Here is a 26,707-nt window from a genome sequence, read left to right on the forward strand (position 1 = left end):
ACAAGCAGGGTCATGGACCAAGCCAACCACAGGGACGACGTCCGCACCAGCACTTCGCCGGCGGCGCCGGCGAGGCCGCGTCCCGCCGATTGCAGGATTGCTGCGAGCACATGAAATGCCTGTAGCGGCCCGCTCCTTGCCCTTGATCCGCGCCCCGGGCCCTCCTAGGTTCGCTCCGGCGAGCCGCGGTGGACGCACCGCGGGCTGCCGTCTCCCCTCCCCTGTCGTGCCTTACGTGCGCCGTGCCGGGCGCACCACGAGAAAGGCCTTCACCATGAGTCGGAACGACCAGCCAGACCTCGGACGGCGGGGCTTCCTCGCCGGCGCCACCGCCGTCGCGGCGGCCGGCGCCCTCGCCGGCACGGCCGCCGCCGCGCCGAGCGCCGCGGTGGCCCGCCCCAACATCCTGGTGATCCTCACCGACGACCAGCCGCTGCACACCGAGTGGGCCACGCCCCACACGGTCGGCTGGCTGGTGGACGGCGGCGTCGACTTCCCCCAGGCGCACGTCGCCACCCCGCTGTGCGCACCCTCCCGGTCCTCGATCTTCAGCGGCCGCCACGCCCGCCACCACGGAGTGCGGGACAACAGCAGCCCGTACAACCTGGACCAGGCGACCACCTTCCAGCGCGCCCTGCAACAGGCCGGCTACCGGAACGGGTTGTTCGGCAAGTACCTCAACGCCTGGCACAACACCGACAACCCGCCGTACTTCGAGGAGTGGCTGCTGTCGGCGCCGGTGACCTACAACGACGGCACGTACAACGACAACGGCACCGTGCGCACGGTGCCCGGCTACAGCACCACCGTCATCCGCAACCGGGCGCTGCAGTTCCTGGACAAGGCGGCCACCGACCACCGCCCCTGGTTCGCCTTCGTGGCGCCCAAGGCCCCGCACGGCCCGAACACCCCGGAGCCGAAGTACGCCAACACCCCGGTCCCCGCCTGGAACGGCCGGCCGTCGGTGCCGGAGGCGGACCGCAGCGACAAGCCGCCCTACATCCAGAACGCCGACCGCACGCCGGCCGACGGCCAGACCGTGCGCCGCAACCAGCTGCGCACCTTGCTGTCGGTCGACGACACGGTCAAGGCGCTGCATGACAGGCTGGCCGCCCTCGGCCAGCTCCACAACACCCTGGTGATCTACCTCGGGGACAACGGCTACAGCTGGAGCGACCACGGTTGGGGCGCCAAGTCCGTGCCGTACGTGCCCGCGGTGCAGGTGCCGTTCTACCTCTCGTGGCCGGCCGGCGGCCTCGGCTCCGGCACCGTGGACCACCGGCTGGTCGCGAACATCGACATCGCGCCGACCGTCCTCGACGCGGCCGGCCTCGCGCCCGACCCGCTGCACGACGGGACGTCGCTGCTCGGCACGGCGCAGCGCGACCACCTGCTGGTCGAGTGGTGGCACCGCGGGCCGGGCGGCAACCCGCACACCTGGTCCTCCTACAAGAGCACCACCAAGCAGTACACGGAGTACTACGCCCTGCACACCGACGACAACGGGCGGGAGGCAGGCACCGGCGCGGTGCAGTTCCGCGAGTACTACGACCTCGTGGCGGACCCGCATCAGCTCACCAACCTGCTCCACGGCGCCACCCCCGCGGACGAACGGCGGCTGGGCATCCCGGCGCTGGCCGCGCAGCTGGCCGCCGACCGCGCGGCCTGACCCAGGACCGGCACCGGGGCGTCCCCACCGCCCCGGTGCCCGCACCGCCCCGCCGGCGCTCCTCGCCCGCTCTCCTCGCGGGTTCTCCTCGTGTTCTCCTCGCCGTGTCGACCACCCCGCCAGCCGTGCCCGGGAGGCTCCCGCCATGACCAGCGCGCCGCACCCCTCCTGCTGCGCCCCGGCCGCTCCGGCGGCCCGGGGCGCGCTGGACCCGCAGCCGGTCGCCGGGCACCCCGCGGCCCCCGAGCACGGTCCGGCCCGGCGGGCCCGACGGCAGCTGATCGCTCTGCCGGGCGGCCGGTTCTGGATGGGCTCCGACGACCCCGACGCCGTCGCGGCCGACGGGGAGGGCCCGGTGCGCGAGGTGGAGGTGGGTGCCTTCTCGGTCGCCGCGACCGCGGTCAGCAACGCCGAGTTCGCGTCGTTCGTGAAGGCCACCGGCCACGTCACGGAGGCGGAGCGCTTCGGGTTCAGCTACGTCTTCGACGGCTTCCTGCCGCCGCATGCGCGAGCCGGATCGCCCGCGGTCGACGGGACACCGTGGTGGCGGGCGGTCACGGGCGCGAACTGGCGGGCCCCACGCGGTCCCGGCTCCCGCGTCCTGGACATCCAGCAGCACCCGGTCGTCCACGTCTCCTGGCACGACGCGCTCGCCTACTGCGCCTGGTCGGGCACCCGGCTGCCCACCGAGGCCGAGTGGGAGTACGCCGCGCGCGGCGGCCTGGCCCGCCGCCGCTACCCGTGGGGCGACGAGCTCGCCCCGGGCGGGCGCAGAATGCTCACCGTATGGCAGGGCGACTTCCCGCGGCCGGCGCCCGGCAGCCGCAACGACACCACACCGGTGCGCTCCCACCGCCCCAACGACTTCGGCCTGTTCAACACGGTCGGCAACGTCTGGGAGTAGTGCGCCGACTGGTTCAGCCCCGACTTCCACGCCTCCGGCCCCCGGACCGCGCCCACCGGCCCGCCCGGTGGGACGGCGCGGGTGATGCGCGGCGGCTCCCATCTGTGCCACGTCTCGTACTGCAACCGCTACCGGGTCGGAGCGCGCAGTTCCAACACGCCCGACAGCTCGACGGGCAACATCGGATTCCGAGTGGCGCGTTCCTGACATCACCGCCGGGTCGGGCACCGCGCTCGGTCACAGCCACGTGGTGGCCGTCCACACGAGGGCAGCCGCGGCGGTGACGAGTCCGGCGTTCATGGCGACCTGGCGGTCCTCACCGGTCAGGTGCACGGCGATCGCGCCGATCTGCAGGAGCACGAACCCGATGGCCGCCGCCAGAGCCAGCCAGGGGGCGATCCCGGTCAGGGGCGGCAGGATCAGACCGATCGCGCCGAGAATCTCGACCACCCCCAGCGCCCGCACGGCGGGCAGCGGCATCCGGTCGACCCAGGCCATCATCGGCCGCAGTTGCTCCCGGCTGCGGATCGTTTTCAGCGCACCCGCGTAGAGGTAGAACAGGGCGAGCAGCCCGGCGAGGATCCAGTAGGCGATGTCCATGGGTCCCATTCACGGGGCGGCACCCCGGGACTGTCCAAGACCACTTCCGCGAGGCTGATACCCGGGAGGTATCGTTGCAGCGTGGAGCTACGTACCCTGCGCTACTTCGTGGCGGTCGCCGAAGAGCTGCACTTCGGCCGGGCCGCCGCCCGCCTGCACATCAGCCAACCGCCGCTGAGCCGGGCGATCAAACAGGTGGAAGCCGAGGTCGGCGCCCTGCTGTTCACCCGCACTCCGGCCGGCGTCACGCTCACCCCGGTGGGTGCGGTGCTGCTCGACGAGGCGCGGGCCCTGCTGGAGCAGGCCGACCGCCTCCGGGCGCGCGTCAGCGCGGCAGCCGGCGGCGCGACCCTCACCGTCGGCATCCTGGGCGACAGCACCGACCCCGGAGCCGGCAGACTGGCCGCCGCCTACCGCCGGAGCCACCCCGGCCTCGACATCCGCATCCGCGACACCGACCTCACCGACCCCACCTGCGGACTGCGCGCCGGACTGGTCGACGTCGCCCTGACCCGGGCGCCGTTCAACGAGACCGCCCTGACGGTGCGTGAGCTGCGGAGCGACCCGGTGGGCGCTGTGCTGCGCGCCGACGACCCGCTGGCCCGCCACGACCGGCTGCGCCTGGCCGCCCTGGACGACCGCCACTGGTTCCAGTTCCCGCCCGGCACCGACCCGATCTGGCAGGCGTACTGGAACGGCGGCCGGCCGCGCGAGGGGCCCGTGGTGCGCGTCGTCCAGGAGTGCCTGCAGGCCGTGCTGTGGAACGGCACGGTCGGCCTCGCCCCGCTCGGCCACGAACTGCCCCCGGAACTGGCCGTCGTCCCGCTGATCGACATGGCGCCGAGCCGTGTGGTCGCCGCGTGGAACGAGCACGACCCCAACCCCCTCATCCGCCCCTTCGTCGAGGCCGCGACCGCCGCCTACCGCCGCTGAGCACCCGGCCGCGGTGCTGCCGCCGGGGTGTGAAGCGTCCGGCCCGCGCGGCACGGCGCATTGCCCCGAATCGTCCCGCACGCGTCAATGGTCCCCATGACGCATCCGGGAACGCTCCTCCTGATCATGGCCATCGCCGTCCTGGCCCCGGTACTGGCCTTCCGGCTCGCCCGGTGGCTGCCGGTCCCGCTGGTGATCTTCGAGATCCTGCTCGGGGTGCTCATCGGGCCGGACGTGCTCGGCTGGGCGCACCCCGGCGAGGTGGTGGAGGCGCTGTCGGAGCTGGGGCTGGCGATGCTGATCTTCCTGGCGGGCTACGAGATCGAGTTCGGCCTGGTGCGCGGCGACACCCTGCGCCGCTCCGCCTGGGCCTGGCTGACCTCCCTGGCCCTGGGACTGGGCCTCGCCTTCGCCCTCACCGGCGGCGAGGTGACCAAGAGCCTGGTCATCGGGACCGCCCTGACCAGCACCGCGCTCGGTACCGTCCTGCCGATCCTGCGCGACAGCGGCGACCTGGGCGGACGCTTCGGCACCGTGATGATGGCGGTCGGCTCCGTCGGCGAGTTCGGGCCCATCATCGCCACCGCCCTGCTGCTCAGCGGCCGCTCCCCCGGCCGATCGGCCGCCCTCCTCGCCGCGTTCGCACTGGTCACCGCCCTGGCCATCGTGTGGGCCCTGCGCCCCCGGCCGCCGTGGTTCGCCACCGTGGTCGCCAAGACCCTGCACAGCAGCGGGCAGTTCTCGGTCCGGCTGGTCATGCTGCTGCTCGTCGGCATGGTGGCGCTGGCCGAGAGCTTCGGGGTGGACATCCTGCTGGGCGCGTTCGCCGCCGGCCTGATCACCCGCCTGATCCTGGCCGGGGCCTCCCCCGAGAGCGCCACGCAGACCCTGGAGCGCATCGAGGCCATCGGCTTCGGCTTCCTGGTCCCGGTGTTCTTCATCGTCACCGGCATCGACTTCGACCTGGACGCGCTGCTCGGCGGGGGCCGCGCGCTGCTCCTGCTGCCGGTGTTCCTGATCCTGTTCCTGCTGGTCCGCGGGGCGCCGGTGTACCTGCTGGCCCCCAAGGACCTGTCCGTGCCCGACCGCCGGGCGCTGACCCTCTACGCCTCGACCGCGCTCCCGCTGGTCGTCGCGATCACCACGATCGGCCTCGACGACAAGGTGATCAGCTCGAGCGAGGCCGCCGCGCTGGTCGGCGCGGCGATGCTCTCGGTGCTGATCTTCCCGTTGATCGCGCTCAGGATCCGCGCCGGCGGGCGGCCCGGCGGCAGGACGGACGACCGGACCGACGACGGGGCCGCGGTCTCCGAGTGCTGGTGATCGGGCCGGCGTGCGGTCACCCGGTGACGGTCGCCGGCGGCGGGGTCCAGCGGCTCCTGGGCGGCACGCTGGTGCTGACGCCGAAGTCGCCCTTGAGCTGTTCGGGGATGGCGTAGTGCATGACACGGCCGCGGGTGAGGCTCGACAGTTCGAGGACGCTCGTCAGGTGCCCGACCCGGTCCAGCGCCCAGGCCGCCAGCGGTGAGCGGTCCTCGATGCTCTCCAGCACCCCCAGCAGGGCCGGCGCCGCCTTGACGACGGTGTCCCAGGAGGTGCGGGGAACGGCCAGCCAGTCGGCGCAGGTGTCCCCGATCAGGTAGCGGATCAGCGCGGACACGACCGGGTCGAAGAAGGTACCGGGAACGACCTCCTCGTACAGGTCGATGAGTTGCCGGGTGAGCTGGGCGCCTTCCTCGCTGGGGCCCATGTGGCGGGTCATGTACAGGTCCGAGAACACGCGGGCCTCCCGCAGATCCTGCGGGACGTGCTCCTGGTCGATGCCCAGCATGGCGCCGACCACCTTCCAGGCGTAGTAGTAGGCGTCGGCCCCTTCGTTGCTCATGTGGATACCGAGGCGGTGCAGGGCGTCGAGGACCTGGATGGAGAACATCATCTGCCCGCCGATCATGTCCTCCTGACAGATCGGCGTACCGAGGGCCGCGGTGTCCCAGCGGTCCTCGCGCTGCAGGTGGTGGCGGATCGAGGCGTGCAGCAGGCGCACCTTCTGCGCGGCGGGGATGAAGCGGCTGCCGGATTCGAACGCGTCGGGCTGCATCAGGTAGACGGTGAACTGCCCGGTCTCGGCCATCCGCTTGGAGGGGTACTGCAGCGAGTGGGTGGCCGACAGCAGCCGGGCGATGTGGGGGACGACGTAGCAGGCGGGCATCGCGGCGAACGACAGGGCGGTGGAGATGTGGACGTTGTTGTCGATGAAGAACAGCCGGGCCTTCTCCATCTCGGCCCAGTCCACCCAGTGCGGCGGGGTGCTGGTCGCGTGCAGGTACTCGCGGGCGACCTCGGGCAGCCCGTCGGGAAGGTCCTGGCCGACGGTGGAGACGTAGCGCATGAGGGTGTTGAACGTGCCGACCTCCCCGCGCTCGAACAGCGTCGCCACGGTCGCGTCGGCCAGTTCGTCCCCGTGGGTGCGCAGGGCGTCGAGGGATGCCGGGGTGTAGGTCATCGTTTCGCTCCGGTGGGGTGGGGGGCCGTCAGTGGGTGCGGTCGGTCGCGTACGCCGCCAGGTCCGTCAGGGCGCGATGGGCCTCGCCGGGCAGGTCCGCGTCGGCCAGGGCTTCACGCGCCTGGCGGAGCCGGACGGTGATCATGTCCTCGACGCGGGTCACGGCTCCGGTCCGGCGGGCGATCTCCCGGACCCGTTCCACCTGCTGCCCGGTGAGGTCGGGCCGCCCCAGCAGGCGGCGCAGCTCGGTGTGTTCGGCCGGGCCGGCGGCGGCGAGCGCGTGCGCCATGAGGGCGGTGGGACGGTTCCCGGCCAGGTCGTCGGCGGGGTCCTTGCCGGTGTGCCCGGGGTCGCCGAACAGGCCCAGCAGGTCGTCGCGCAGCTGGAACGCCTCGCCCAGCGGCAGTCCGTAGTCGCTGTACGCGCGCAGCAGCCGCGGCGGGGCGCCGGCGAGGAGGCCGCCGATCCGCAGCGGGTGCTCGACGGTGTACTTGGCGGTCTTGTAGCGGATCACCTTCACCGACGCGTCCAGGTCCGGGGGGCGGCCGGTGCGCAGCACCTCCAGGCACTCGCCGGCCACCAGCTCGCGGGCGAGGACCGCCCACATCGGCCGGGCCCTGTTGAGGAAGGCGCCGGGCAGGCCGCAGCCGGTGAACAGCTGGCCGGCCATGGACATCAGCAGGTCCCCGACCAGCAGGGCGAGCGCCCGGGCGCCGCCCTTGGGCCGTGCGTCATCGCTGAAGGCCTCCCGCAGGGCCAGGTGCGCGGTGGGGCGCCCGTGCCGCGTGCGGCTGCGGTCGATCAGGTCGTCGTGCACGACGGCGGCCGCGTGGACCAGTTCGATCGCGCCGGCGGCGCGGACCAGCGCCTCGCTGTCGGGCTGGCCGGCCCCGCGCCAGCCCCAGTAGCAGAACGCCGCCCGCAGCCGCTTGCCCTGGCCGGTCGCGGCATGGAGCTGGTCCGCTATCGGCGCCAGGCAGCCGTCGATGTCGGCCAGCGCCTGCGCCTCCGCGGCGACGAACGTGGTGAGGACCTGGTCGACGCGCTTCTTCAGCAGGACGTGCTCCTCGCCCTCATGCACTGCCGCGCTCCGGTCGCGGGCGGCCGGTGACCGCGCGGGCGAGGATCTCCAGGTGGGCCGGGGCCGGGGCGGCATGCCGGTCCAGGAGCAGGCGGCCGCGCGCCTTGGTCTCCTCCTGGCCGTCGGCCAGCAGGTCCGCGAGATCCGCGCGGCGCAGCAGAGCGCTGACGCTGCCCACGGCACTGCTCAGAGAGCTGAACGCCAGATCGGCGAGCCCGGCCACCAGGGCCACCGTGTCCTCGGCCAGACGCGGCCCGCGGCCGTCAGGGTGTGTCACGACGTCTCTCCTCGTATCGCGCGATCGGCAGTTCTCGGGGTCGGCTGTACTCGGGGTCACTCGCCCGCTCGGACGTCCTGGCGTACGCACTCGATGAGGTAGTCGCCGGTGTCCGGGTCGATGGACACCCCGTGCGCTTCGCTGTGGAAGCCGGGAAAGGCCCGGTCGAAGGCCTCCAGCGCGCCCAGGTAGCGCAGGACGGGTCCGTCGACGGCCCCGAGCGCCTCACCGGGCATCAGGACCGGGATGCCCGGCGGGGTCACGGTGACCATGGCGGCGGCGATCCTGCCGACGGCGTCCGCGAGGCGGAGCCGTTCGGTGCCGCCCCGGATCAGCTGCCGGTAGCAGGCCTGGGGCGGGAGGACGGGCTCGGGCAGCTCCTGGAAGGCCGTGTCGAGGGCGTCGATCAGTTCCGCGCGGGTGAGGTGTTCGTGCATCTCCTGGCACAGAGCGCGCAGCGTCGTCCCCCGGTAGCGCTGCGGATGGCGCTCGACCAGCCGGGGCAGGACCTGCCGCAGGGGGGTGTCGGCGTCGTACAGGGCCTTGAAGTCCATCAGGGCGTCCATCAAGGTGCCCCACTTGCCCTTGGTGATGCCCAGGGAGAACAGCACGAGCGTGGTGTACGTGTCGGTCTTCTCCACGACGATGCCCCGCCGCGCGAGGTAGGCGGTGAGGATCCGGGCCGGGATGCCCCAGGAGTCCGCCCCGCCCCCGGCGTCGACACCGGGGCAGGTCACGGTCACCTTGATGGGATCCAGCAGGCACTGCCCCTGGCTCAGCCCCGGGAAGCCGTGCCAGGCCGCGTCCGGCTCGAGCTCCCAGCAGCGGGGGTCGGCCGCCAGCAGCGCCGGGGCGGCGTCGGCGAACGGGACGCGGGTCCCGTCGGCCGGGTCGGTCACGGTGTCGGGCTGCCAGACACCGAAGAACCACGGCGGCCGGTCGCCGGCGGCCGCGATCCGGCGGCCGGTGCGGACGACGGCCTGCCGGAACCGGATGGCCTCGGTGACCGCCTCGTTGATCAGCCACTCGCCCTGCGGACCGTCCATCATCGCCGCGGCCACATCGAGTGAGGCGATCGCCGGGTACAGCGCGGAGGTGGTGCCGTGCATCATGAACGCCTCGTTGAACCGGTGGTGTTCGACCGGGGCCCGGGGCGAGGACCGCACATGGACCATGGCCGTCTGCGACAGGGCCGCCAGCAGCTTGTGCGTCGACTGGGTGGAGAAGACCGTCGGGCGCTCCTCGCCCGCGAAGGTGTCCGGGCCGACGGCCATGCCGTACCGGCCGGCGTACAGCGGGTGGAAGCGCGCGTAGGCGAACCAGGCCTCGTCGAAGTGGAGTCGGGGAGTGCTGGGGGCCAGGGCGCGCGCCGTGCGCACGGTGTCGTAGCACAGCCCGTCATAGGTGGAGTTGGTGATCACCGCGTACTGCGCCTGCGGGGAGACCGCACCCGGGGTCAGCGGATGGGCGGCGATCCTGGCGGCCACCGCCTCCGGAAGGGTCGCGCTGACGGGGAGGGGGCCTGCCAGGCCGTAGCCGTTGCGGGTCGGGACGAGGTAGACGGGGCGGGCTCCGGAGATCACCAACCCGTGCAGGACCGACTTGTGGCAGTTGCGGTCCACGAGGGCGATCTCGTCGGTGGTGACGCAGTAGTGGCCGACCATGCGGTCGGCCGTGGAGTTCCCGTGCAGGACGAAGTACGTCCGGTCCGCGCCGAAGACCCGGGCGGCGTTGCGTTCGGCGTCCCCGATGGGGCCGCTGTGCTCGAAGAGGGACCCCAGTTCCTCCACCGAGATCGACAGGTCGGTGCGGAAGAGCCGCTCCCCGTAGTAGTCGAAGAACGCCCGGCCGACGGGGGATTTCAGGAACGCCACTCCCCCGGAGTGCGCCGGGGTGTGCCAGGAGTACTCATGGGCGTCGTCGAACTGCCGCAGGGCCTTGAAGAACGGTGGCAGCACGCCGTCGCCGTAGGCGCGCGCCGCGCTGACGACCCGTCCGGCGATGAAGGAAGGCGTGTCCTCCAGGGGCCAGATGTAGCCGACGGCGATCTCCGCCACCCACAACGGCAGCCGGTCCATCCCGAGGTCGGCCGTCTCGGACATGACGACGAACACCGGCAGGTCCTTGAACCGGCGGGAGATCTGCCGCAGCACGGCCGCGCCCTCGGCGTCGGCCGCGTCACCGCGGGCCGCTGCGCCGCCGGCCGCCCCGCCGCCTTCCGACGGCAGGTCCCAGGCCACGACGGCGGCGGTCAGGCCGGCCTCGGTGCGCAACATCGCGCACGCGCTCTCGACCGTCCGCGCCCACCGCACTTCCAGCCCGCGGTTCTCCAACTCCTTGCCGATACGTCGCAACTGCTCCCCGCCGACCCCCCGGCCCAGCGGGTCCTCCCGCAAGGCCAGCAGGACACTGCCGTTCGCCATGACGCTCTCCCCCGGTTGTACCAGCGGCCCGACGTGGCAAGTGTCGGGGGCAGGCGCCAGGGGCCGCGCCGGAAACAGCCGGCACGTCACTCGTACGAGCGGCTCGCGAACCGGTCGGCGCCCCGGCACGGTGAGCGGGGCGGGCTACCGCGCCGGCCCCGCTGACCTACCGCGAACCGGCCCGGCCGCGGGCGGTGGCGAGCAGGACCTCGTCCAGGTCGCCGGGGTGGACGCCGAGGACCCGCTCGGTCTCGGTGGAGTCCAGGAGGTGCGGGTGCTCGGTGGCGTAGAGCATTTCGACGAGCTCGCCGTAGATCGGTACGCCGACGGCGAGTTCGGTCAGCGCGGCCCGGTCGAGCCGCCGCAGACGGGGCGCGGGTGCGCCGTTGACCTTCGCGTACCGCTCCGTCAGCGCGCCCACGGGAAGGTGCGTGACGGCCGGCACGTGCCAGGCGCGCCCCCAGGAGCGGTCGTCGCGCGCGGCGGCCACCAGCGTGCGGGCGACATCACCGACGTCCGCAACGGGGTGCGCCACATCCAGTCGGCCGGGGTACGTCGCGACCTCGCCGGCGAGGACCTGGGCGGCGATGCCCAGTGTGAAGGGGCTCACCGCACCCGCGCCGAGGAAGGCCCCGGCGCGGACCTCGGTGACGCGCACCCGGCCGGCGTCGTGCGCGGCCAGGGCGTCCAGCCACATCCGGGCGCGGACCCGGCCCTTGACCGAGACCGGTGCCATCGGCAGGTCCTCGGTGATCGGTCCCTGGACGTCGCCGTAGCCGTAGAGGTTGCCGAGCATCACGTAGCGGGCGCCGCTGCGTTCCGCCGCGGCCAGCAGCGCGGCGGCGAAGGCCGGTACCTCCGCGGCCCACCGGTCGTAGGCCGGAATCGCACAGTTGATCAGGACGTCGGCGTCCGCGGTGAGCGCGATCAGCCGCTCGGTGTCGCACACGTCCGCCGCCACGCGTTCGATCAGCGGATGTTCGGGCCCGCCGCCGCTGCGGGTGATCTGGCGGACGGGGACGCCCTGCTCGGCGAGGAGCAGGGCGGCGGCGCGACCCGGCGCACCGGCGCCGACGACGACATGACGGGACATGGGGATCTCCAGGCTCAGGACACGGCAGGGCACAGGGCGAGGACGGAATGCGGCCGGGCCGCGCGACGCTGACGTCTGCGACGGCGGCGCTGCTCCAGCTTCCGTCAGCCACGGGACGGCAGCCACCCGTGATCACGACACCGATCCGGAGGATCTGGCCATGCATCGCGTCGCCGTCCTGGCCGTGCCCCCGGTCACGACCTTCGACCTGTCCATCCCCGAACTGGTCTTCGGCGCGGCCCTGGTGGCCGGTGGGCCCGCGTACGAGGTGCGGGTCGGCACCGCCGAGCCCGGGCTCGTGGACGCCTACGGCAGCCTGCGGGTCCAGCTGGCGCACGGGCTGGAGATCGTGGGGGACGCCGACACGGTGATCGTCACCGGCACGGGTGCGCGGCACGACGCCGATCCGCGCGTCCTGGCCGCCCTGCGCGCGGCCGCCGCGGCGGGGAGCCGGATCGCCTCGATCTGCACCGGTGCCTTCGTGCTCGCGCAGGCCGGGCTGCTGGACGGCCGCCGGGCCACCACCTACTGGCCGTTCTCGGCGGAACTCGCCGAGCGCTTCCCGACGGTGGACGTGGTGGGCGACGTGCTGTTCGTCGACGACGGACCGATCCTGACCTCGGCCGGCCTCGCCGCGGGGATGGACCTGTGCCTGCACCTGATCCGCGCCGACCACGGCGCGGCCGTGGCCAACGCGGTCGCGCGCCTCGCGGTCGTGTCACCCGCGCGGCACGGCGGCCAGGCCCAGCGGCTGGACGCCCCGCTGCCGCAGGCCGGGGCGTTCTCGCTCGCCGAGACACGGGCCTGGGCACTGGACCGCCTCGACCAGTCGCTCACCCTGGCCGATCTGGCCGCGCACGCGCACACCAGCGTGCGTACCCTCTCCCGCCGCTTCCAGGCCGAGACCGGCCTCACGCCCCTGCAGTGGCTGCTCGAACAGCGGGTGGACCGGGCACGCGAACTCCTGGAGGTCACGGACCTTCCGGTCGACCGCATCGCCGAGGACAGCGGCCTGGGCAGTGCCGACTCCCTGCGCCACCACCTCGTCCGCCGGGTCCGGCTGACCCCCACCGCCTACCGTGCCCGCTCCCGCCGGGGTGCTGAGCCGGCGCGGAAGGACTGACGGTTCAAAGCTCCGGGCCGCCGAAACCGGCGGCCGTGCCCGCCACGCGCAGGGCCTGTTCGACGGTGTCGGCGACCACGAACACCTGCAGGACGTCGGTGAGCGCCAGGACGTGCCGCAGCGGGGAGCTGATCGCGGCCAGCACCAGCAGCACGTCGCGCTGCTCCGCCGCCAGGCGAACGTCCAGGAGGCCGCCCAGTCCCTCGGAGTCGCAGAACGTCAGCCCGGAGCACTCCACGATCAACCGCCGGCATCCCTCGGCCAGGGCCTGGCAGGCCATGACGACGAAGGTCCGCTCGGTGGCGTAGTCCAGCTCGCCGGACAGCGCGAGCACCCGCACGCCGTCCCGGGGCGGCCCGATCGGGCGTACCTGCAACGGCTCCATCCGATCCACCACCGAACGTCTCTTCCCGCCGGTCGCGGCGGGCTGTGCGCATATCGGGCGCCGTTCACAAGGTAGATGCCCGTTCGCGGCGGAACGACGCGCCCCAATGTGCGGAGCCGGCGGCGTGCGCCGGGCCTCCCCGTCCCCGCGCGCCGATCCGGCCGCATTCTTCCGGCGGACGGTGGAAGACGCAGAGCATGGCCGATCGCCCGCAAGCGCTCCCCGCCCGTATCCGCGACCACGTCCGCGCGCGTGCCGAACAGCTGTGGGCGGTGAGCCTCGCCCTGCACGACGACCCGGAACTGGCGTTCCAGGAGCACCATGCCGCCGATCTGCTCAGCGGAGCCCTGGACGAGGCCGGATTCGCGGTCACCCGCCCGGTGGCGGAGATGCCCACGGCGTTCGTCGCGCGGGCCGGCAGCGGACAGGGGCCCCGCGTCGCGCTGCTGCTGGAGTACGACGCCCTGCCGGGCCTCGGCCACGCCTGCGGGCACAACCTCATCGCGGCCGCCGGGCTGGGGGCGGGGCTGGCGCTGCACGACGCGCTGCCACGGATCGAGGGCACGCTGATGGTCGTGGGCACGCCGGCGGAGGAGAGCGGCGGCGGCAAGGTCGCCGCGGTCCGGGCCGGACTGTTCGACGGCGTGGACGCGGCGCTGATGTTCCACCCCGGTGTCCACGACTGGGCCTGGGCGCCGCTCACCGCCTCGGCCCGGGTCCGCATCGGCTTCCACGGACGGGCCGCGCATCCCACCGGGAACCCCACGGAGGGCATCGACGCCCTCGCGGCCCTGATCGAACTGTTCAACACGCTCTCCGTGCTCGACCGGCGCCGCCCGGCCGGTTCGCACGTCCAGGGCATCGTGACGCAGGGCGGGACGGCGACCAACATCGTCCCCGACTACGCGGAGGGCCTCTTCGGCCTGCGCGGCGCCACCACGGCCGAGCTGCGACGCGGTGTCGAGCAGCTCGACGAGTGCGCGCGGGGCATCGCACGGGCGACGGGGACCACGGTGGAGGTCGTCGACGCCGGCACCGGCTACCAGCACTTCCGCGACAACGCGGTGCTCTCCGAGCGCTTCGCCGGCCATCTCGCGCGGACCGGGATCACCCTCACGGAGCCCGCGCCGGGTGTCTACCTGGGCTCGTCGGACATCGGCGACGTCAGCACCCGGGTACCGGCGCTGCACCCGTTCGTGGCCATCATGGATTCCACCGGCTCCGACCACACCACGGAATTCGCCGTCGCCGCCGCCTCGCCCCGCGCCCGCACCGTGATGCTCGCCGCGGCGGAGGCGCTGGCCTGCACGGCGGCCGACGTCCTGCACGACGGCACCCTGCGCGACGGCGCGTGGGAGCTCTGGCGGCAGAAGGCGGACGCCGGGCTGTGACCCCCGGCGATCGGCCCACGCGCCGGGCGGGCACCGGGGCGCGCTGATCACGTGATCCACGTCGTCGCGCTGCGGCCGGGACCTGGACCCCGACGTGCACCGGGTCCTCACCGAGCGGCTGTTCCCGCCGTGGGCGGACGTGGTCACCGTCGAGGACCGGCTCAGGACGATCGCGCCGCGGTAGCCGCCTGCTCGGCGAGGAGGTCGGCGAAAGCCACGGTCAGCGGGTCGGGGCGGGTGCGGGTGTAGGCCGTCAGGGCGCGCCGGACCGGGGGGTCGGGACGGAGCACGACGCCGTCGAAGTGCGGGGGGACGATGTTGGCCGGCACCAGCGCGGGGCCCAGCCCGGCCGCGGCGAGCAGCGGGACGGCGGAGGTCTGTTCGGCGCGGATCGCCACCTGCGGACGGAAGCCCGCCCGGGCGCAGACCTGCTCGAACAGCTCGGCGAGGCCGTTGTCCGGGGCGTAGTGGACCCAGGCGCGGTCCGCGAGCTCGGCGAGGACGACGGTGCCGGTGCCCTCGGGGTGGTGGGCCTGCGGGTCGTCGGCGGGCAGGACGACGGCGAACTCCTCGACGCCGAGGTCGCGGACGGGCCCTTCCCAGCCGGACGGCGCGGGCCCGACAGCGAGGTCGGCGCAGCCGGCGGCCATGGCGGCCTGGAGCCGGTCGGCGTGCGGGTACTCGCGCAGCCGGATCCGTACGCCCGGGTGCCGGCCGCGCCAGGCCCGCAGGACGGGCGGCAGGAGGCCGAGGCTGACCGAGTACACGGCGGCGACCTCCAGCTCGCCCTCCTCCAGGCCGGCCGCGCGCCGTGCCACCGTGTGCACGCGTTCGGCCTCGGCCAACGCGGCGCGCGCGTGCGGCAGCACCGCCCGGCCCACCGGAGTCAGCCGCACCGAACGCGGCAGCCGCTCGAGCAGCGGACCCCCGACCGTTCGCTCCAGCACGCGCATCTGGTGGGAGAGCGCGGGCTGAGTGACGTGCAACTGCTCGGCCGCACGGGTGAAGGAACCGGTGTCGACCACGGTGACCAGGTACTCGAGCTGTCGCAGCGTCGGCTGTGCCATGAGCAGATCTTATCGCTGAGGTGAAGAACAAGCCTTGGACTCATGGCAGGGCTCCGGGAGAAGGTCGACCTGTGGCCGCCGCGGAAGCAGCGGACGGCCCGTCCCCCAGGCGAAGGAGTTCTCCCGATGTCCGACAACACACCTCTCGAAGGGCAGCGGCTTGTCGTGGTGGGCGCGGGCGCGCACACCGGGCGCGCGATCGCCCGGGCCGCTTCGGCGGCCGGCGCCGCGCTCGTCCTGGCCGGCCCGGATCCGCGCCGGCTGGAGTGGACGGCCGCCGAGCTGTCCGGGTCCTCACAGGTACTCGGGCTCGACCTCACCGACGAGCAGTCGATCGCCGACTTCGCCGGGACGCTCGGCCGCTTCGACCACCTGGTCTCCACCGCGGCGATCCCGGCGAACGGCCCGCTGCGGGAGCTGCGGCTGGACGACATCCAGCGGGCGTTCTCCGCCAAGGTGATCGGCCCGCTGCTCCTGGCCAAGCACCTGGCAGGCCAGGTGTCCCAGCACGGCACGTTCACCTTCTTCTCCGGCGTGGCCGCCTGGCGGCCCGCCCCACAGCGCACGGTGATGGCCACCACCAACGGCGCGCTCGCCTTCCTGGTGCAGGCGCTGGCGGTGGAGCTCGCCCCGGTCCGGGTGAACGCCGTCTCCCCCGGCATCGTCGACACCGGTGCGTGGGACGGCCTGGGCGCCGACAAGGAGGCGTTCCTGCGCGGCGTGGCCGAGCGCAACCCGGCCGGCCGGGTGGGCACCCCGCAGGACCTGGTCAAGGCCGTTCTCTACGCCATCGACAACCCGTACGTCACCGGCACTGTCCTGCACGTCGACGGCGGCGCCCGCCTCGCAGCCTGACCCCAGCCGCCCACCTGCCCACCCGGTCACCCCACGTCGCGCTTCTCGCTCACACGTCCCGCAGGAGGAGCCAGACCTCGGAGAAGGTGAGGCCGTGGTCACCGGTCGCCTGCCCGCACGAGCAGCACAGTGTGATCATGCGCCAGTCGCAGGACACCGTCCACGGGCCATCTGCACTGCCACATCCGGGGCAGCGGAAGGTGTCAGCCGTCCACACGTCAGTCCCGGGCCTGCCGTAGTGCCGGAACTTGCCTCTGTGCCGGCTTTGCCACGTCACCGCCGGGGGTGTGGGCGCAGTTGGCCCGGCCGGGGTCGCGGCGGCGACGGCGGCGAAGAGTGTGACCAGGTCGGGAAGGAGGGCTTCGGCCGCCTCGGTCGGCGGAGCCGGCTGTCGGTCCGCGGTGCCCCGGGCGGACGCGTAGCGCGCCGCCGCTGCGGCAACCGGTGGCGTCGGGAAGGCGTTCCATGGCAGGAAGGCGCGAGCAACTGCGGCCAACAGGGCGGCGGTCGGGGCGCTGACGGCACCTGCGTCGAGGTGATGCACCGCCGTGCGCCAGGTTCGCTGGAGTCGCCGGTCCCGGGCCACGGCCCTCGCCCGGGCGGCGCCTGCCCCGCGGGCGGGGAGCGGGGCGGTCAGGCGAGCCAAGACCCGGCCCACCGCCTCCACGTCCGCTTCGGTGGGGCACCACTGCCCCGTGGCCAGGAACTGCCGGACCCGTGTCGATTCCCGGTTCAGGGCGCGCGTCGGCAACGGCTGCTCACCACCATCGGCCGCTACCCGGCCGTGCACACTCGACATCGCACCTCCGCGCCGAATGCTACGAGTAGCGGTCGCCCCGTACGGGCGGCCCATCGTGGGGCCGGGTGGTGGTTCCGGCCCAGGGGCCTGGCCGGCGGGAGTCGCCGGGCAGGCCCCTGGGCCGGATGGGCTCAGCGCTTGAGCGTGAAGGTGAAGTCGTCGGAGAGCTTGCCGCTCAGCCGGACCGCCGACACGAGGTTCCCCTCCGTGATCAGGCGCTCGACCTCGGCCCGCGACAGGCCGAACCCTTCAGCGATCAGTCGTGCCGGCCGGACAGGGATCCGCGCCCTGAACCGGACCAGGATGTCGACCCTCTCACGGTCCAGATGGTCCGCTCCCCCGGTGTCGAGCCGCCAGGCGTCGCCCCAGTCGAGGGCGACGCGATTGCGGCGCAGGAGGGCCGGGTCCTGGAGCAGCTCAGCTGTCAGGGCCGGGTCGTTGTCGTGCAGCCGGTTCAGCAGCTCAGGTCGTACGGAGCGCACGTCCGTCCGCTCCAGGATCGTGAGCTTTGCCGTGTCCCCGCAGATGGTGCAGAGCACGAGGAGCCAGGCGTCGAGGAGCTTGTGGTGTGCGTTGACGCGGAATTTTCCGCTTGCGCGGAAGCTCTCGGACGCGCACGCCGGGCAGCGGCGCAGGACGAGTGGCAGGCAGGTGGGCATGACCGCCCAGGTTTTGAGCACAGAGGTACACCGGTTCCAGTGAGAAGTCCGCAGCAAAAAGAGGCACGGCGCGCAGGCGCGACGCGCGACGAATCAGCGCTCGGGGGGTCTCACACGGTGTACAACGGCACGCCCTTGGCTAGACGATCTGGCTCGGCAGCACGGTAGCGGCGCACGGTGACGCCGTTCCACCGGTTTTCCCGCGGGCATCGCCCTCGATCACAAGTCCCCGGCCTCGTGGCGGTTGTCATCCGTCACAATCATCGGCCCCGAATTCTGGGCGCCTTCCTGTCCTGCATTCCGCCCGGCGACTTCACGATGGTGACCAGCCGGTTTACCGATCGGTAACACCGCCTGACGCGGACGGTCCGCGCTGCCCCGGCACGGGCCCGGCGACCGTCACAGCCCCCACGAGAGGACCCGTCCACCATGAGACTGACGCGCAGAGATCGCGCCGACCGAGCACCGGGCGCCCGCAGGCGAGGCTGGGCGGTCGGCGCCGCGGCGGCGACGGCGCTCGCCCTGCTCGTCGCGGCGCCGTCGGCGACGGCGTCCACGCCGGCCTACCCGGTCGGCGACCTCGGCACCGCGGTCAGCAACTTCGTCCTCAGCCCCGACGCGGTCGCCGGCGCCAACAACTGGCACTGCAAGCCCAGTCCCGCGCACCCGACCCCGGTGGTGCTCGTTCACGCCACCTTCGTGGACCTCGGTGCGAACTGGGCCGTCCTGTCACCCACGCTCGCCAACGAGGGTTACTGCGTCTACGCGTTCAACTACGGCATGACCTGGCTCTCCGCCGGAAGGATCGGCGGCCTGGGCGACATCCCGCAGTCCGCCAAGACCCTGCAGTCGTTCGTGGACACGGTGCTGCAGCGCACCGGCGCGCCCAAGGTCGACCTCGTGGGGCATTCCCAGGGCGGTCTGCTGCCGAACTATTACATCAAGCGGCTCGGCGGGGCGGCCAAGGTCCGCAGCTTCGTCGCTCTCGCTCCCAGCAACCACGGCACGACCCTGAACGGGATCGTGACGCTGGGTCAGAAGCTCAACGTCCTCGGCTTCGCCAACAACGTCCTGGGGCTGCTGCGACTGCCCGGCCTGGTGCAGCAGGAGGTGGGATCGCCCTTCGTGCAGGAGTTGTTCGCCGACGGCGACACCGTCCCCGGGCCCCGCTACACCGTCATCGAGACGAACCGGGACACCGTGGTCACGCCCTACACCCACGCGTTCCTCTCCGGCCCGGCCGTCCGCAACGTCCTGATCCAGGACCAGTGCGCCGACGATCCGGTCGGCCACATCGGGATGTTCGCGGACGGCCCCGCCCTCCAGAACGTCCTCAACGCCCTCGGCGCCGACGACCCGGACTTCCGGGCGGACTGCTCCGGCTACGGCCTGCCCCTGTGACCCCGCGGGTGTGGGCCCTCCCACAGGGGAAGGCCCACACCCGTCACGCGTTCACCCGTTGACCGCCATCAGTCCCTCAGATGTCCGAGAAACGCCGCAGCGCGAACTGCAGGGCGTCGGGCTCCACATGAACGCCCCCGCCGAACGGGTGGTTCATGGCCGACAGCACCGCCAGTACCGACGAGACCAGCAGGCTCAGCAGGCCGATACTCACGATTCCCGGCGCCGTCAGAGCGGGGATCTGGACCGCGGCGGCGGCCACCAGCAGGATCGCCGACAGAATCAGGCCGATCCAGAGGTAGTCGGGAATCTCCTGGGACACTGCCAGCATCCGCGCCCGCCGCGCGTCCCCCACCGCCCGCAGAGCCACCAGGGAATCCCGCGTGAAGGTCTGCTCCTGCGCAGTCCCGCCGGTCGGGGCGTCCTGCAGTTCCCGCCGCAGCGCGTCGTACTGGTCCTGTGCCCGCGTGCTGACCTGGCCCTTCGCCATCGCGCGCCATTCGTCGTCGATCACCGTGACCGTGTACTGACGGGTCAGTTGACGCACCGAGGCACGGGTGGACTGGGGCAGCGGCCGGGTCGCCCAGTAGAGATTGGTCAGGCTCGCCCCCTCGTCGCTGACGCTGTCGGCTGCTTTGCTCAGGCTCGTTCCGGCGGAGACGATCGACAGGGCGAGGATGAAACTGAACAAGGTCCTGTTGAGCGACGAGAAATGGTCGATGCTGTCCTTCAGCGTGGAGTCGTCCCGCCAGCGTTGCGGAATGCAGCGAACCATCAGGGCCAGCAAGGAAATTGACGCAACAACGCAACAGGTGACCACGGCCACGGTCGACGGATTCATCTGCCCATCCAACCGCCCCCGTGCACGGGGTCGACTCAATTCACCTGCCCGTCGGAGCGAATCACCTCATCGAGTGCACGGCCCCGAATCCCGATCGACCCGAAGCCCGCGGTCAGTCCAGTCGCTGGTGGTCGAGCACGTGTTCGGCCGTGCGCAGCAGAGGCTGGTTGTGACGGAAGGAGTGGGCGCGGATGCGGGCGAGGGCGTCGTCGGGCGCCAGCCCCCATCTGGCGGCGAGGACGCCGGCGGCCTGGTAGACGCTCGGCGGATATCCCTGCGGTCCGCGCTCGGTGGGCTGCAGCCGGGTGGTGAGCAGGCGCGGGTGCTCGTCGAGGGCGAGCAGGGCGAGGATACGGGCGTACGCGCCGGCCCGGTCCCGCTGCGCCGGGGTGAACCGGCCGGGAGCGCAGCGGTTGAGGTCCATGGCTCCGAGGCGGAGGGTGCCGATCATCAGGGGCAGGGCCAGGATGCTGCGGACGCCCTGCTCGGCGGCGATCGAGGCGAAGGCCGGCCACCGGGCGGCCTCGTCGTGCAGGTCCGGTACTTCGACGGGGCCACGGCGGGTGAGGGCCTCCGTGCAGGGGCCTTCGCCCGCCACCAACTGGGCGTCCTCGACCGCTCGGGCGCGCTCGTCGGTGGCGGCGGCCAGCAGCCGCAGCTTTCCCGCGCTGATGAGGGTGACGCCGGCGAAGTCGGCCTCCACGTCGTCGGCGCAGGCCTGACACGCGCCGACGACGGTGATGCCGGCGGCCTCACCGACCGCGCTGATGTGCTGCCACGCCGCGGCGTGGTGATCCTCGGGCATGGCCGTGTCAGTCCCGTTCCATGCTGGAGGCGTTCAAGGTGCCGTCGATGATCTGCCGGCACAGGGTCGTCAGGGTCAGCCCGCGCTCGCCGGCGTGCCGCCGCAGGCCGTCGAACGCCTCGTCGAGACCGGTGTTCCAGTGTTCGGCCATCACGCCCTTGGCCTGTTCGATGACGATGCGGCTGGCCAGCGCGGAGCGCAGCTGGGCCGGGTCGATGGTGGGGTGGATGATGGTGCGGTGCTGCAGGACGGCGATGGTCGCCACGTCGGCCAGCGCCTGCGCGACCTTCGCGTCGTCGGCGCTGAGGTGCTGTTCGCGGGTGTCGAAGAGGTTGAGCGCGCCCACCGCTTGCTGCCGCACCCGCATCGGCAGTGCGTGGGTGGTGGCGAAGCCCGCCTGGCGGGCGCGTTCGGCAAAGCGCGGGTACTCGGCGGTGTGGGCGGGGGAACCGAGGGTGATGTTCAGCCGGGCGACGGCGTCGCGGTAGCACGCCACGCAGGGCCCTTCGTCGGCCTGCAGGGCGAACAGCTCCAGCAGCCGGGCGTGTTCGTCGGAGGCGGCGATCAGCTGCAGCTGGCCGTTCGGGTCGGCGAGCATGACCCCCACGGCGGAGACGTCCAGCAGCTCGTTGCAGCGATCGCACAACTGGTGCAGGAAGTCGATCAGGTCGAAGTCGTCGACCAGTCTGTCCACGGCCTCGACCATGGCTGCCAGCAGTTGTTCCTCACGCGTCATGGCCTTTCAGTCCCTTCACCGGCACTGATGTCCGGCCCGTCCTGATCATCTCGGAAGCTCAACCGCCGAGCCACCACATCCTCGGCGACCTCCGTCACGGACCGTTCGTGCCCGAAGGCATGGGCGCGCAGCCGCAGCAGGGCCTGGGTCAGCGACACCCCGGCCTGCACACTGACCATGCCGCTGGCCTGATGGACGACGGCCCGGTAGAAATCCGAATCCTGCTCCGCGCCGGCGAAGGCCTCCTGCTGCGCGCCGCCCTCCAGCAGCACGGCGCTCACCGTGTCGGCCACCAGCCTGGCGTCGGTCATCCGGGCGTCCGGCAGCCGTCCGGGCGCCGCGCGCTGCAACGTCATGGTGCCCAGGCACTCGGCGCCGGTCTGCAGCGGCAGGCAGAAGACCGCTCCGATGCCCAGCGCCAGGGCCTGCGGCAGCAGCGCGGGCCACCGCTGGGCCTGCACCGTGGCCAGGTCGGGCACCAGGACCGGTGCGCCGGACAGGGCCGTCTCGGGGCCGGGCCCCTGGCCCAGCGTGTACTGCAGGTCCTCCAGCCGGGCGCTGATCCCCTCCGTCGACCAGAGCAGCTCGCTCAGGCCGGTGTCCGTCATCGCGGAGACCGCGATGCCGTCCACGGTGAGGACCTGGGCGCACAACTGCGGATCCGCGCCCACCAGACCCCGGTCGTCACCGGAGGGGTGCAGGCTCGCGAGCACTGCCGCCAACGCATGGCCGCCGACCACCGCACCTCACCTCTCGGCATGCCCATCCGCCGCTCGGGTACCACCGCGTCGGTCTGGGATGAGCACCCCCCTTGCTGGATCCAGGGAGATCGGCCGCGATATTCGCCGGCTGCCTCAACCCTAGAGGTAGGGCGCGCTTCTTTCCGGTCGCCTACCCGACAGGGACCGGAACACGCGGCGACCGCGCGTTGCGGCACCTGTCCGGCCACTGTGACTCCGGCCGGGAGGTCACTCGGCCGGAACCGACTCGGCGGCCGGCCGCCGGGCCTGCTCGCCGTCGTGGTGGCGGGTCAGGGCGGCGGCCAGGAGGTCCGCGACCGTGGCGCCGGCGTCCGCGGGATGGCGCAGTTGCGTGTCGGGGATGACCTGGTACCGGTTGGTCCGGCCGGTACGGGTGTGGCTGAGGTAGCCGTCGGTCTCCAGGTCGGCGATGATCCGCTGCACGGCCCGCTCCGTCAGCTCGCAGCGCGCGGCGATGTCGCGCACGCGCAGGGTGGGATCGCGCGCGATCTGGACCAGCACCCGGGCGTGGTTGGTCAGGAACGTCCAGGGGACGCGGGACACGGAAGCGTCACTCATGTGCGCCATCGTACGACGCATGGACCGTGCTTTCAAAAGCACGCTAAAGTTTTCGTGTTTCCCTTGACGTACTTCCAGGAGTGGACGGAAGATGAGAGCAGCCGTCGAACACGCGCACGCGCCATCCCTGCTCCCCCACAGCCCGCGGCGCAGCTCACCCAGGGACGGAGGAATGCCGGCGATGAGCCCCAACCCGAACTTCCCGCCCCGCATACCCGTCGCTCCGACACCGGCCGTCACGCCGCCCGCCGAGCGATCCGCGCGGGCCGGCTGCACGCACGAGCGCCGAGCCGGGCTGCTGATCTACCGGCTGAGCGGCGATCTCGACCTGGACACCGCCGAAGTGCTCGCCTTCGACCGCCCCCTCGACGGGGTCAGGGCCGTCCTGGTGGACCTGTCCGGGGTCGGCTTCTTCGGCGCAACCGCGCTCAACGCCCTTCTGCACCTGCGCCGGAAGGCCGCCGCCCGCGCGCTGACCGTGCACCTGGCCGGCGCGCACACGTTCTCCGCCCAGGTCCTGGACCTGACCGGCGCCGGCACCGTCTTCCCGCGCCACGCCGGCCTGGACAGCGCCCTGGCCCTGCTCACCTGAAGCGGCGGGCCCGCCCCCGAAGGCGCCGATTGCGGCCGGATACCGGGTTAGCGTCCTGGCATGACGACAGGGAGCGGTTCCGTGCTGGTGGACATCCGGAAGTACGACGGCACGCTGAGCGCACGCTGGACCGCCACCCGGCTCGGCGAGGACCAGCACGGCGTGTGGGTGGGCACGGCGCGGGGCGTGCCGGTCGATTCGGCCGCGGGCGGCTGGACGAGCCGGTTCGCGTACGTGATGGCGGTCCCGCGCGGCGCGTGGTGGACGGCCACGTTCTGCGTGGACCCGGGCCCCGAGCTGTACTGCGACGTGTGCACCGTGCCCGAGTGGAGTGCGGACGGGACCGTCCTGCGCACCGTGGACCTCGATCTCGACGTCGTGCGGTTTCCCGGCGGCGAGGCCCGGGTCGAGGACGAGGAGGAGTTCGACGAGCACCGCGTGCGCTACGGCTATCCCGACGACGTCGTCGACCAGGCCCGCCGGACCTGTGCCTGGTTGATGGCGGCGGGCCGCCGCCGGGGTGCCGGCCTCGAACCGTTCGCTTCGGTGTACCGCAATTGGCTCGATCTCGTCCGTTAGCCGCGGCACCGGGGCGGCCGCCCGCCGGCCGGCCGTCAGGCCAGGGAGAACTTCTGGGCCACGGAGCCGTTGCAGTCCCAGATCCGCAGGCGGGCGCCGTTGGCCGTCGCGCCGTTGGGTGAGTCCAGGCAGCGGCCGGACTGCGGGTTGAGCAGGGAGTCATCGGCCTGCTGCACCCACTTCTGCCCGCCCACACCATTGCAGTCCCACAGCTCGACCTGCGTCCCGCCCGCCGTGCCGTTGCCGTTGATGTCCAGGCAGCGGCCCAGGGTCCGCAGCGCGCCGCCCGCGTCGTGGTACCAGTGCTGGTCCACGGCCCAGGACTGGCAGTCCCACAGCTGGACGGCCGAGCCGTTGCCGCCGGTGTCGTCGGCCGCCACGTCGGCGCACTTCGCGCCGGGGCCGGTGACCGGGGCGCCGCCGTTGACCGCGAACTTCTGGGCCGCGGAGCCGTTGCAGTCCCAGATCCGCAGGCGGGTGCCGTTGCCGGTAGCGTCGTTGGGTGAGTCCAGGCAGCGGCCGGACTGCGGGTTGAGCAGGGAGCCATCGGCCTGCTGCACCCACTTCTGCCCGCCGACGCCGTTGCAGTCCCACAGCTCGACCTGCGTCCCGCCCGCCGTGCCGTTGCCGTTGATGTCCAGGCACTTGCCGATCGTGCTCAGGGAGTTGTCGGCGTTGTGCTGCCAGTGCTGGTCCTCCGCCCAGGTCTGGCAGTCCCACAGCTGGACGGCGGTGCCGTTGCCGCCGGTGTCGTCGGCGGCGGCGTCGACGCACTTGCCGCCCGGTCCCGTGACCGTGCCCTGGGGGCCGTTGGGTACGTCGGTGGCGCCGGAGTAGCCCACGGAGACGATGTTGGCCTGGACGGCGTTCTCGGCGGCGTCGGTCGGGTAGCCCGCGACCATGACGCCCTCGAAGAAGGTGCCCTTGTTCCAGTTGCTGTTGTCGCCGCCGGTGCCCAGGATGATGCCGCCCTCCTGGTGCATGGGCTGGTAGCCGCCGCGGGTGGGCAGGGCACCGTCCCACCACGTCGTCAGCCCGCCGGTCCGCGAGTCGCCGCCCTTGAGGGCGTACCGGGTCTGCCCGTTGTTCTTCAGCACGGCCGTCACGAACGCGCTGCTGTTGCCGCGGTTGGCGGTGTTGGAGCCGTTGTTGCCCTGGAACATGCCGTTCTCCAGGTCGGCCTCGACCCAGGGGCCGGAGCCGGTGCACGGGGCGAAGTAGCAGGTGGTCGCGATGGACACGGCATCCATGTGCCCGTTGCCGGTGTCGGCCGGGGTGCTCTCCGCGTTGCCGTAGTCGAAGCAGCAGTCGGAGCCGACGTGGGTGCCGCTGGCCACCATGTACGCCCCCTCGGGCGCGCCGTTCACCGCGACGCCGGAGGCGGCACCGGTGTAGCGGTAGCCGACACCGGGAGAGATCCAGATGCCGTACACCTTGTGCCCGCCCGCCGACACGGCGATCTCGCTCGCGTCCGCCCCGCGGTCGGCTCCCATGCCCGCGGTGCCCGCGGGGCCGGGGAGCAGGTCGTTGTGCCGTGCGGTCTGGTCGTAGACCTTGTTGATCCGGCAGGTGGTGTTCTGGCAGAACGTGTCCTGCTGGGCCGCGTTGGCGTAGCCGCCCGCGGCGAACACGCCGATGTCGGCGCGGGCCCCGTCCGAGGCACGGGTGACCTGGTACAGCGGCCCGGTGTAGGACGACAGCAGGGCCCGGGTGGTGCTGTGCGCGGCGACGCAGGGGGTGCCGGCGGCACCGTAGAGGTCGCAGGGCAGCGTCCCGGCCGCCTGCGACACGGCGGGGAGCCCGAGCAGGGTGCCGAGGACGAGCGTGACGATGGCCGCCACGGACAGCAGCCGCCGGCAGTGGGGCGTCGGCGACGTCACCGGCCTGCGCGAAGCGGTGCTCCCGGCGGCTGATCTCTCTCGGCGCATGGCGTTCGCTCCCGGTGACGAGGACGGGGACTGTGCACCCAACCCGCCGACACGGCACCGGAGTTCGCGCCGCACGACGCCTTCGCCGGGAAGCTACGCGCGCCGGTCGAAGGTGTCAATATTTGTTGCTTCGTTATCTTTCGCGGGTCACGGTCGCGTTCGGGCGTGTTGCATTTCGTGCGGGTGGCCGGTGTCGACGGTCGGCGTCAGCGGTCGGTGTCGCGGCGCCGGTGGCGCAGCTCTTCCAGTTCTTCGGTCATCCGGTCGAGGAAGCGGGTGACGGTGCCCAGTTCGGCGTCGGTGAACTCGGCGCGCACGGCGTCCGTCGACGCGCCGACGGGCTGGAACCACGCCGCGGCCAGCGATCCGGCGCCGGGGTTGTAGTGGATCTGGACCTGGCGGCGGTCCACCCCGTCGCGGGCCCGCCGGACGTGGCCGGCCCGCTCCAGCCGGTCCAGGACCGCCGTCACCGCACCGGAGGTCAGGCTCAGCTCCTGGCTCAGCCAACTGGGCGTGGCGGGAGTCGGGTGGGAGCTGCGGGCGGCGTTCATGACCGCGAGCAGCGCCTGGACGTCCGTCGCGTGGAGCCCCTGGGCCGCGGCGAAGTCATGGCTGAGCATGTTCATCTCCGCCGACAGCCGCTGGAGCAGCCGGGCGAAGTCCTGGCGGCTGGTGCCGTCGGGTGTGGGGGGCTCGGGGCGGGGCACCTGTCCTCGTACCTTCCGACGGTGGCGGGGTGGCAAG

General features: G+C 72.7%; 25 protein-coding genes and 2 pseudogenes. 11 read left to right on the plus strand and 16 right to left on the minus strand.

The annotated features are described in order from the left end of the window. Nucleotides 1–274: 274 nt before the first annotated feature. Together ABZ721_RS06160 and ABZ721_RS06165 are read left to right on the plus strand one after the other, a co-directional pair. Nucleotides 275–1,669, plus strand: coding sequence for a sulfatase (locus ABZ721_RS06160; protein ID WP_358787397.1), 1,395 nt, complete (start codon nt 275–277; stop codon nt 1,667–1,669). Nucleotides 1,670–1,814: 145 nt separating this feature from the next. Beyond that, nucleotides 1,815–2,780 (plus strand): annotated as a pseudogene (locus ABZ721_RS06165) (formylglycine-generating enzyme family protein). A gap of 30 nt (nt 2,781–2,810) precedes the next feature. Here ABZ721_RS06165 and ABZ721_RS06170 read toward each other — a convergent pair. After that, entirely contained in the window at nt 2,811–3,173 is a 363-nt protein-coding gene (locus ABZ721_RS06170) for a DoxX family protein (protein WP_358787398.1), read from the minus strand. An 81-nt stretch (nt 3,174–3,254) separates the two neighbouring features. Here ABZ721_RS06170 and ABZ721_RS06175 point away from each other — a divergent pair, with 81 nt between their 5' ends. Both ABZ721_RS06175 and ABZ721_RS06180 read left to right on the plus strand, forming a co-directional pair. Continuing rightward, nucleotides 3,255–4,106 (plus strand): LysR substrate-binding domain-containing protein, encoded by an 852-nt coding sequence (locus ABZ721_RS06175; RefSeq protein ID WP_358787399.1) that lies wholly within the window; start codon nt 3,255–3,257, stop codon nt 4,104–4,106. A gap of 96 nt (nt 4,107–4,202) precedes the next feature. After that, a complete protein-coding gene (locus tag ABZ721_RS06180; protein WP_358787400.1) occupies nt 4,203–5,429 on the plus strand; it encodes a cation:proton antiporter in 1,227 nt (408 codons plus the stop codon). Nucleotides 5,430–5,445: 16 nt separating this feature from the next. On the opposite strand, the gene ABZ721_RS06185 is transcribed toward ABZ721_RS06180, so the two are convergent. The 5 genes from ABZ721_RS06185 to ABZ721_RS06205 all read right to left on the minus strand — a co-directional run bounded on the left by ABZ721_RS06185 (nt 5,446) and on the right by ABZ721_RS06205 (nt 11,483). After that, complete coding sequence (locus ABZ721_RS06185; protein WP_358787401.1) at nt 5,446–6,609, minus strand: oxygenase MpaB family protein; 1,164 nt, start codon at nt 6,607–6,609, stop codon at nt 5,446–5,448. Nucleotides 6,610–6,637: 28 nt separating this feature from the next. Next, on the minus strand, nt 6,638–7,690 hold the full coding sequence (locus tag ABZ721_RS06190) for a polyprenyl synthetase family protein (protein WP_358787402.1): 1,053 nt from the start codon (nt 7,688–7,690) through the stop codon (nt 6,638–6,640). Continuing rightward, entirely contained in the window at nt 7,683–7,967 is a 285-nt protein-coding gene (locus tag ABZ721_RS06195; protein ID WP_358787403.1) for a polyprenyl synthetase, read from the minus strand. The genes ABZ721_RS06190 and ABZ721_RS06195 overlap by 8 nt, the downstream gene beginning before the upstream one ends. Before the next feature lie 56 nt (nt 7,968–8,023). Beyond that, entirely contained in the window at nt 8,024–10,390 is a 2,367-nt protein-coding gene (locus ABZ721_RS06200; RefSeq protein ID WP_358787404.1) for an Orn/Lys/Arg decarboxylase N-terminal domain-containing protein, read from the minus strand. 166 nt (nt 10,391–10,556) lie between these two features. Further along, entirely contained in the window at nt 10,557–11,483 is a 927-nt protein-coding gene (locus ABZ721_RS06205) for an NAD-dependent epimerase/dehydratase family protein (protein ID WP_358787405.1), read from the minus strand. A 160-nt stretch (nt 11,484–11,643) separates the two neighbouring features. Here ABZ721_RS06205 and ABZ721_RS06210 point away from each other — a divergent pair, with 160 nt between their 5' ends. After that, nucleotides 11,644–12,606, plus strand: coding sequence for a helix-turn-helix domain-containing protein (locus ABZ721_RS06210; RefSeq protein ID WP_358787406.1), 963 nt, complete (start codon nt 11,644–11,646; stop codon nt 12,604–12,606). A 4-nt stretch (nt 12,607–12,610) separates the two neighbouring features. On the opposite strand, the gene ABZ721_RS06215 is transcribed toward ABZ721_RS06210, so the two are convergent. Beyond that, entirely contained in the window at nt 12,611–12,991 is a 381-nt protein-coding gene (locus tag ABZ721_RS06215) for an STAS domain-containing protein (protein WP_358787407.1), read from the minus strand. A gap of 197 nt (nt 12,992–13,188) precedes the next feature. On the opposite strand from ABZ721_RS06215, the gene ABZ721_RS06220 reads away from it, so the two are divergent. Next, entirely contained in the window at nt 13,189–14,382 is a 1,194-nt protein-coding gene (locus ABZ721_RS06220; protein WP_358787408.1) for an amidohydrolase, read from the plus strand. Nucleotides 14,383–14,461: 79 nt separating this feature from the next. Then, nucleotides 14,462–14,566, plus strand: a pseudogene (locus ABZ721_RS06225) (cysteine hydrolase); the annotation flags it as partial. On the opposite strand, the gene ABZ721_RS06230 reads toward ABZ721_RS06225, so the two are convergent. After that, complete coding sequence (locus tag ABZ721_RS06230) at nt 14,544–15,449, minus strand: LysR family transcriptional regulator (RefSeq protein ID WP_358787409.1); 906 nt, start codon at nt 15,447–15,449, stop codon at nt 14,544–14,546. The pseudogene ABZ721_RS06225 and the gene ABZ721_RS06230 sit on opposite strands and share 23 nt — an antisense overlap. A 126-nt stretch (nt 15,450–15,575) precedes the next feature. Between ABZ721_RS06230 and ABZ721_RS06235 the strand changes: the two genes are divergently transcribed. Beyond that, nucleotides 15,576–16,304 (plus strand): SDR family oxidoreductase, encoded by a 729-nt coding sequence (locus tag ABZ721_RS06235; protein WP_358787410.1) that lies wholly within the window; start codon nt 15,576–15,578, stop codon nt 16,302–16,304. A gap of 930 nt (nt 16,305–17,234) precedes the next feature. Here ABZ721_RS06235 and ABZ721_RS06240 read toward each other — a convergent pair. Beyond that, on the minus strand, nt 17,235–17,783 hold the full coding sequence (locus ABZ721_RS06240) for a DUF1062 domain-containing protein (protein WP_358787411.1): 549 nt from the start codon (nt 17,781–17,783) through the stop codon (nt 17,235–17,237). Between the two features lie 408 nt (nt 17,784–18,191). On the opposite strand from ABZ721_RS06240, the gene ABZ721_RS06245 reads away from it, so the two are divergent. After that, the gene (locus ABZ721_RS06245) at nt 18,192–19,163 is read left to right on the plus strand and encodes an alpha/beta fold hydrolase (protein WP_358787412.1); all 972 of its coding nucleotides are present in this window, start codon (nt 18,192–18,194) and stop codon (nt 19,161–19,163) included. 76 nt (nt 19,164–19,239) lie between these two features. Here the strand turns inward: ABZ721_RS06245 and ABZ721_RS06250 are convergent, their stop codons facing one another. The 5 genes from ABZ721_RS06250 to ABZ721_RS06270 all read right to left on the minus strand — a co-directional run bounded on the left by ABZ721_RS06250 (nt 19,240) and on the right by ABZ721_RS06270 (nt 22,864). Continuing rightward, nucleotides 19,240–20,004: a hypothetical protein gene (locus ABZ721_RS06250; RefSeq protein WP_358787413.1), complete on the minus strand. Its 765-nt coding sequence runs from the start codon at nt 20,002–20,004 to the stop codon at nt 19,240–19,242. Nucleotides 20,005–20,116: 112 nt separating this feature from the next. Beyond that, entirely contained in the window at nt 20,117–20,809 is a 693-nt protein-coding gene (locus ABZ721_RS06255) for a GAF and ANTAR domain-containing protein (protein ID WP_358787414.1), read from the minus strand. 7 nt (nt 20,810–20,816) lie between these two features. Continuing rightward, on the minus strand, nt 20,817–21,545 hold the full coding sequence (locus tag ABZ721_RS06260; protein ID WP_358787415.1) for a GAF and ANTAR domain-containing protein: 729 nt from the start codon (nt 21,543–21,545) through the stop codon (nt 20,817–20,819). Further along, nucleotides 21,542–22,285 (minus strand): GAF and ANTAR domain-containing protein, encoded by a 744-nt coding sequence (locus tag ABZ721_RS06265; protein WP_358787416.1) that lies wholly within the window; start codon nt 22,283–22,285, stop codon nt 21,542–21,544. The genes ABZ721_RS06260 and ABZ721_RS06265 overlap by 4 nt, the downstream gene beginning before the upstream one ends. A gap of 228 nt (nt 22,286–22,513) precedes the next feature. Then, entirely contained in the window at nt 22,514–22,864 is a 351-nt protein-coding gene (locus tag ABZ721_RS06270) for a helix-turn-helix domain-containing protein (RefSeq protein WP_358787417.1), read from the minus strand. A gap of 181 nt (nt 22,865–23,045) precedes the next feature. Between ABZ721_RS06270 and ABZ721_RS06275 the strand changes: the two genes are divergently transcribed. Continuing rightward, nucleotides 23,046–23,456: an STAS domain-containing protein gene (locus ABZ721_RS06275; protein WP_358787418.1), complete on the plus strand. Its 411-nt coding sequence runs from the start codon at nt 23,046–23,048 to the stop codon at nt 23,454–23,456. 60 nt (nt 23,457–23,516) lie between these two features. Further along, entirely contained in the window at nt 23,517–24,035 is a 519-nt protein-coding gene (locus ABZ721_RS06280) for a DUF402 domain-containing protein (protein WP_358787419.1), read from the plus strand. 35 nt (nt 24,036–24,070) lie between these two features. Here ABZ721_RS06280 and ABZ721_RS06285 read toward each other — a convergent pair whose 3' ends face one another. Beyond that, complete coding sequence (locus ABZ721_RS06285; protein WP_358787468.1) at nt 24,071–25,876, minus strand: arabinofuranosidase catalytic domain-containing protein; 1,806 nt, start codon at nt 25,874–25,876, stop codon at nt 24,071–24,073. Nucleotides 25,877–26,169: 293 nt separating this feature from the next. After that, on the minus strand, nt 26,170–26,670 hold the full coding sequence (locus tag ABZ721_RS06290) for a MarR family transcriptional regulator (RefSeq protein WP_358787420.1): 501 nt from the start codon (nt 26,668–26,670) through the stop codon (nt 26,170–26,172). Nucleotides 26,671–26,707 lie beyond the last annotated feature (37 nt).

It is taken from the genome of Streptomyces sp. NPDC006733 (genome assembly GCF_040636125.1).
Classification (GTDB): domain Bacteria; phylum Actinomycetota; class Actinomycetes; order Streptomycetales; family Streptomycetaceae; genus Actinacidiphila.

Excerpts from the sequence above, each read along its gene's own strand:
- ABZ721_RS06160 (WP_358787397.1), top strand. The coding sequence starts at position 275 with ATGAGTCGGAACGACCAGCCAGACCTCGGACGGCGGGGCTTCCTCGCC.
- ABZ721_RS06170 (WP_358787398.1), bottom strand. The coding sequence starts at position 3,173 with ATGGACATCGCCTACTGGATCCTCGCCGGGCTGCTCGCCCTGTTCTAC.
- ABZ721_RS06180 (WP_358787400.1), top strand. The coding sequence starts at position 4,203 with ATGACGCATCCGGGAACGCTCCTCCTGATCATGGCCATCGCCGTCCTG.
- ABZ721_RS06185 (WP_358787401.1), bottom strand. The coding sequence starts at position 6,609 with ATGACCTACACCCCGGCATCCCTCGACGCCCTGCGCACCCACGGGGAC.
- ABZ721_RS06200 (WP_358787404.1), bottom strand. The coding sequence starts at position 10,390 with ATGGCGAACGGCAGTGTCCTGCTGGCCTTGCGGGAGGACCCGCTGGGC.
- ABZ721_RS06205 (WP_358787405.1), bottom strand. The coding sequence starts at position 11,483 with ATGTCCCGTCATGTCGTCGTCGGCGCCGGTGCGCCGGGTCGCGCCGCC.
- ABZ721_RS06210 (WP_358787406.1), top strand. The coding sequence starts at position 11,644 with ATGCATCGCGTCGCCGTCCTGGCCGTGCCCCCGGTCACGACCTTCGAC.
- ABZ721_RS06215 (WP_358787407.1), bottom strand. The coding sequence starts at position 12,991 with ATGGAGCCGTTGCAGGTACGCCCGATCGGGCCGCCCCGGGACGGCGTG.
- ABZ721_RS06220 (WP_358787408.1), top strand. The coding sequence starts at position 13,189 with ATGGCCGATCGCCCGCAAGCGCTCCCCGCCCGTATCCGCGACCACGTC.
- ABZ721_RS06230 (WP_358787409.1), bottom strand. The coding sequence starts at position 15,449 with ATGGCACAGCCGACGCTGCGACAGCTCGAGTACCTGGTCACCGTGGTC.
- ABZ721_RS06235 (WP_358787410.1), top strand. The coding sequence starts at position 15,576 with ATGTCCGACAACACACCTCTCGAAGGGCAGCGGCTTGTCGTGGTGGGC.
- ABZ721_RS06245 (WP_358787412.1), top strand. The coding sequence starts at position 18,192 with ATGAGACTGACGCGCAGAGATCGCGCCGACCGAGCACCGGGCGCCCGC.
- ABZ721_RS06250 (WP_358787413.1), bottom strand. The coding sequence starts at position 20,004 with ATGAATCCGTCGACCGTGGCCGTGGTCACCTGTTGCGTTGTTGCGTCA.
- ABZ721_RS06255 (WP_358787414.1), bottom strand. The coding sequence starts at position 20,809 with ATGCCCGAGGATCACCACGCCGCGGCGTGGCAGCACATCAGCGCGGTC.
- ABZ721_RS06260 (WP_358787415.1), bottom strand. The coding sequence starts at position 21,545 with ATGACGCGTGAGGAACAACTGCTGGCAGCCATGGTCGAGGCCGTGGAC.
- ABZ721_RS06270 (WP_358787417.1), bottom strand. The coding sequence starts at position 22,864 with ATGAGTGACGCTTCCGTGTCCCGCGTCCCCTGGACGTTCCTGACCAAC.
- ABZ721_RS06275 (WP_358787418.1), top strand. The coding sequence starts at position 23,046 with ATGAGCCCCAACCCGAACTTCCCGCCCCGCATACCCGTCGCTCCGACA.
- ABZ721_RS06280 (WP_358787419.1), top strand. The coding sequence starts at position 23,517 with ATGACGACAGGGAGCGGTTCCGTGCTGGTGGACATCCGGAAGTACGAC.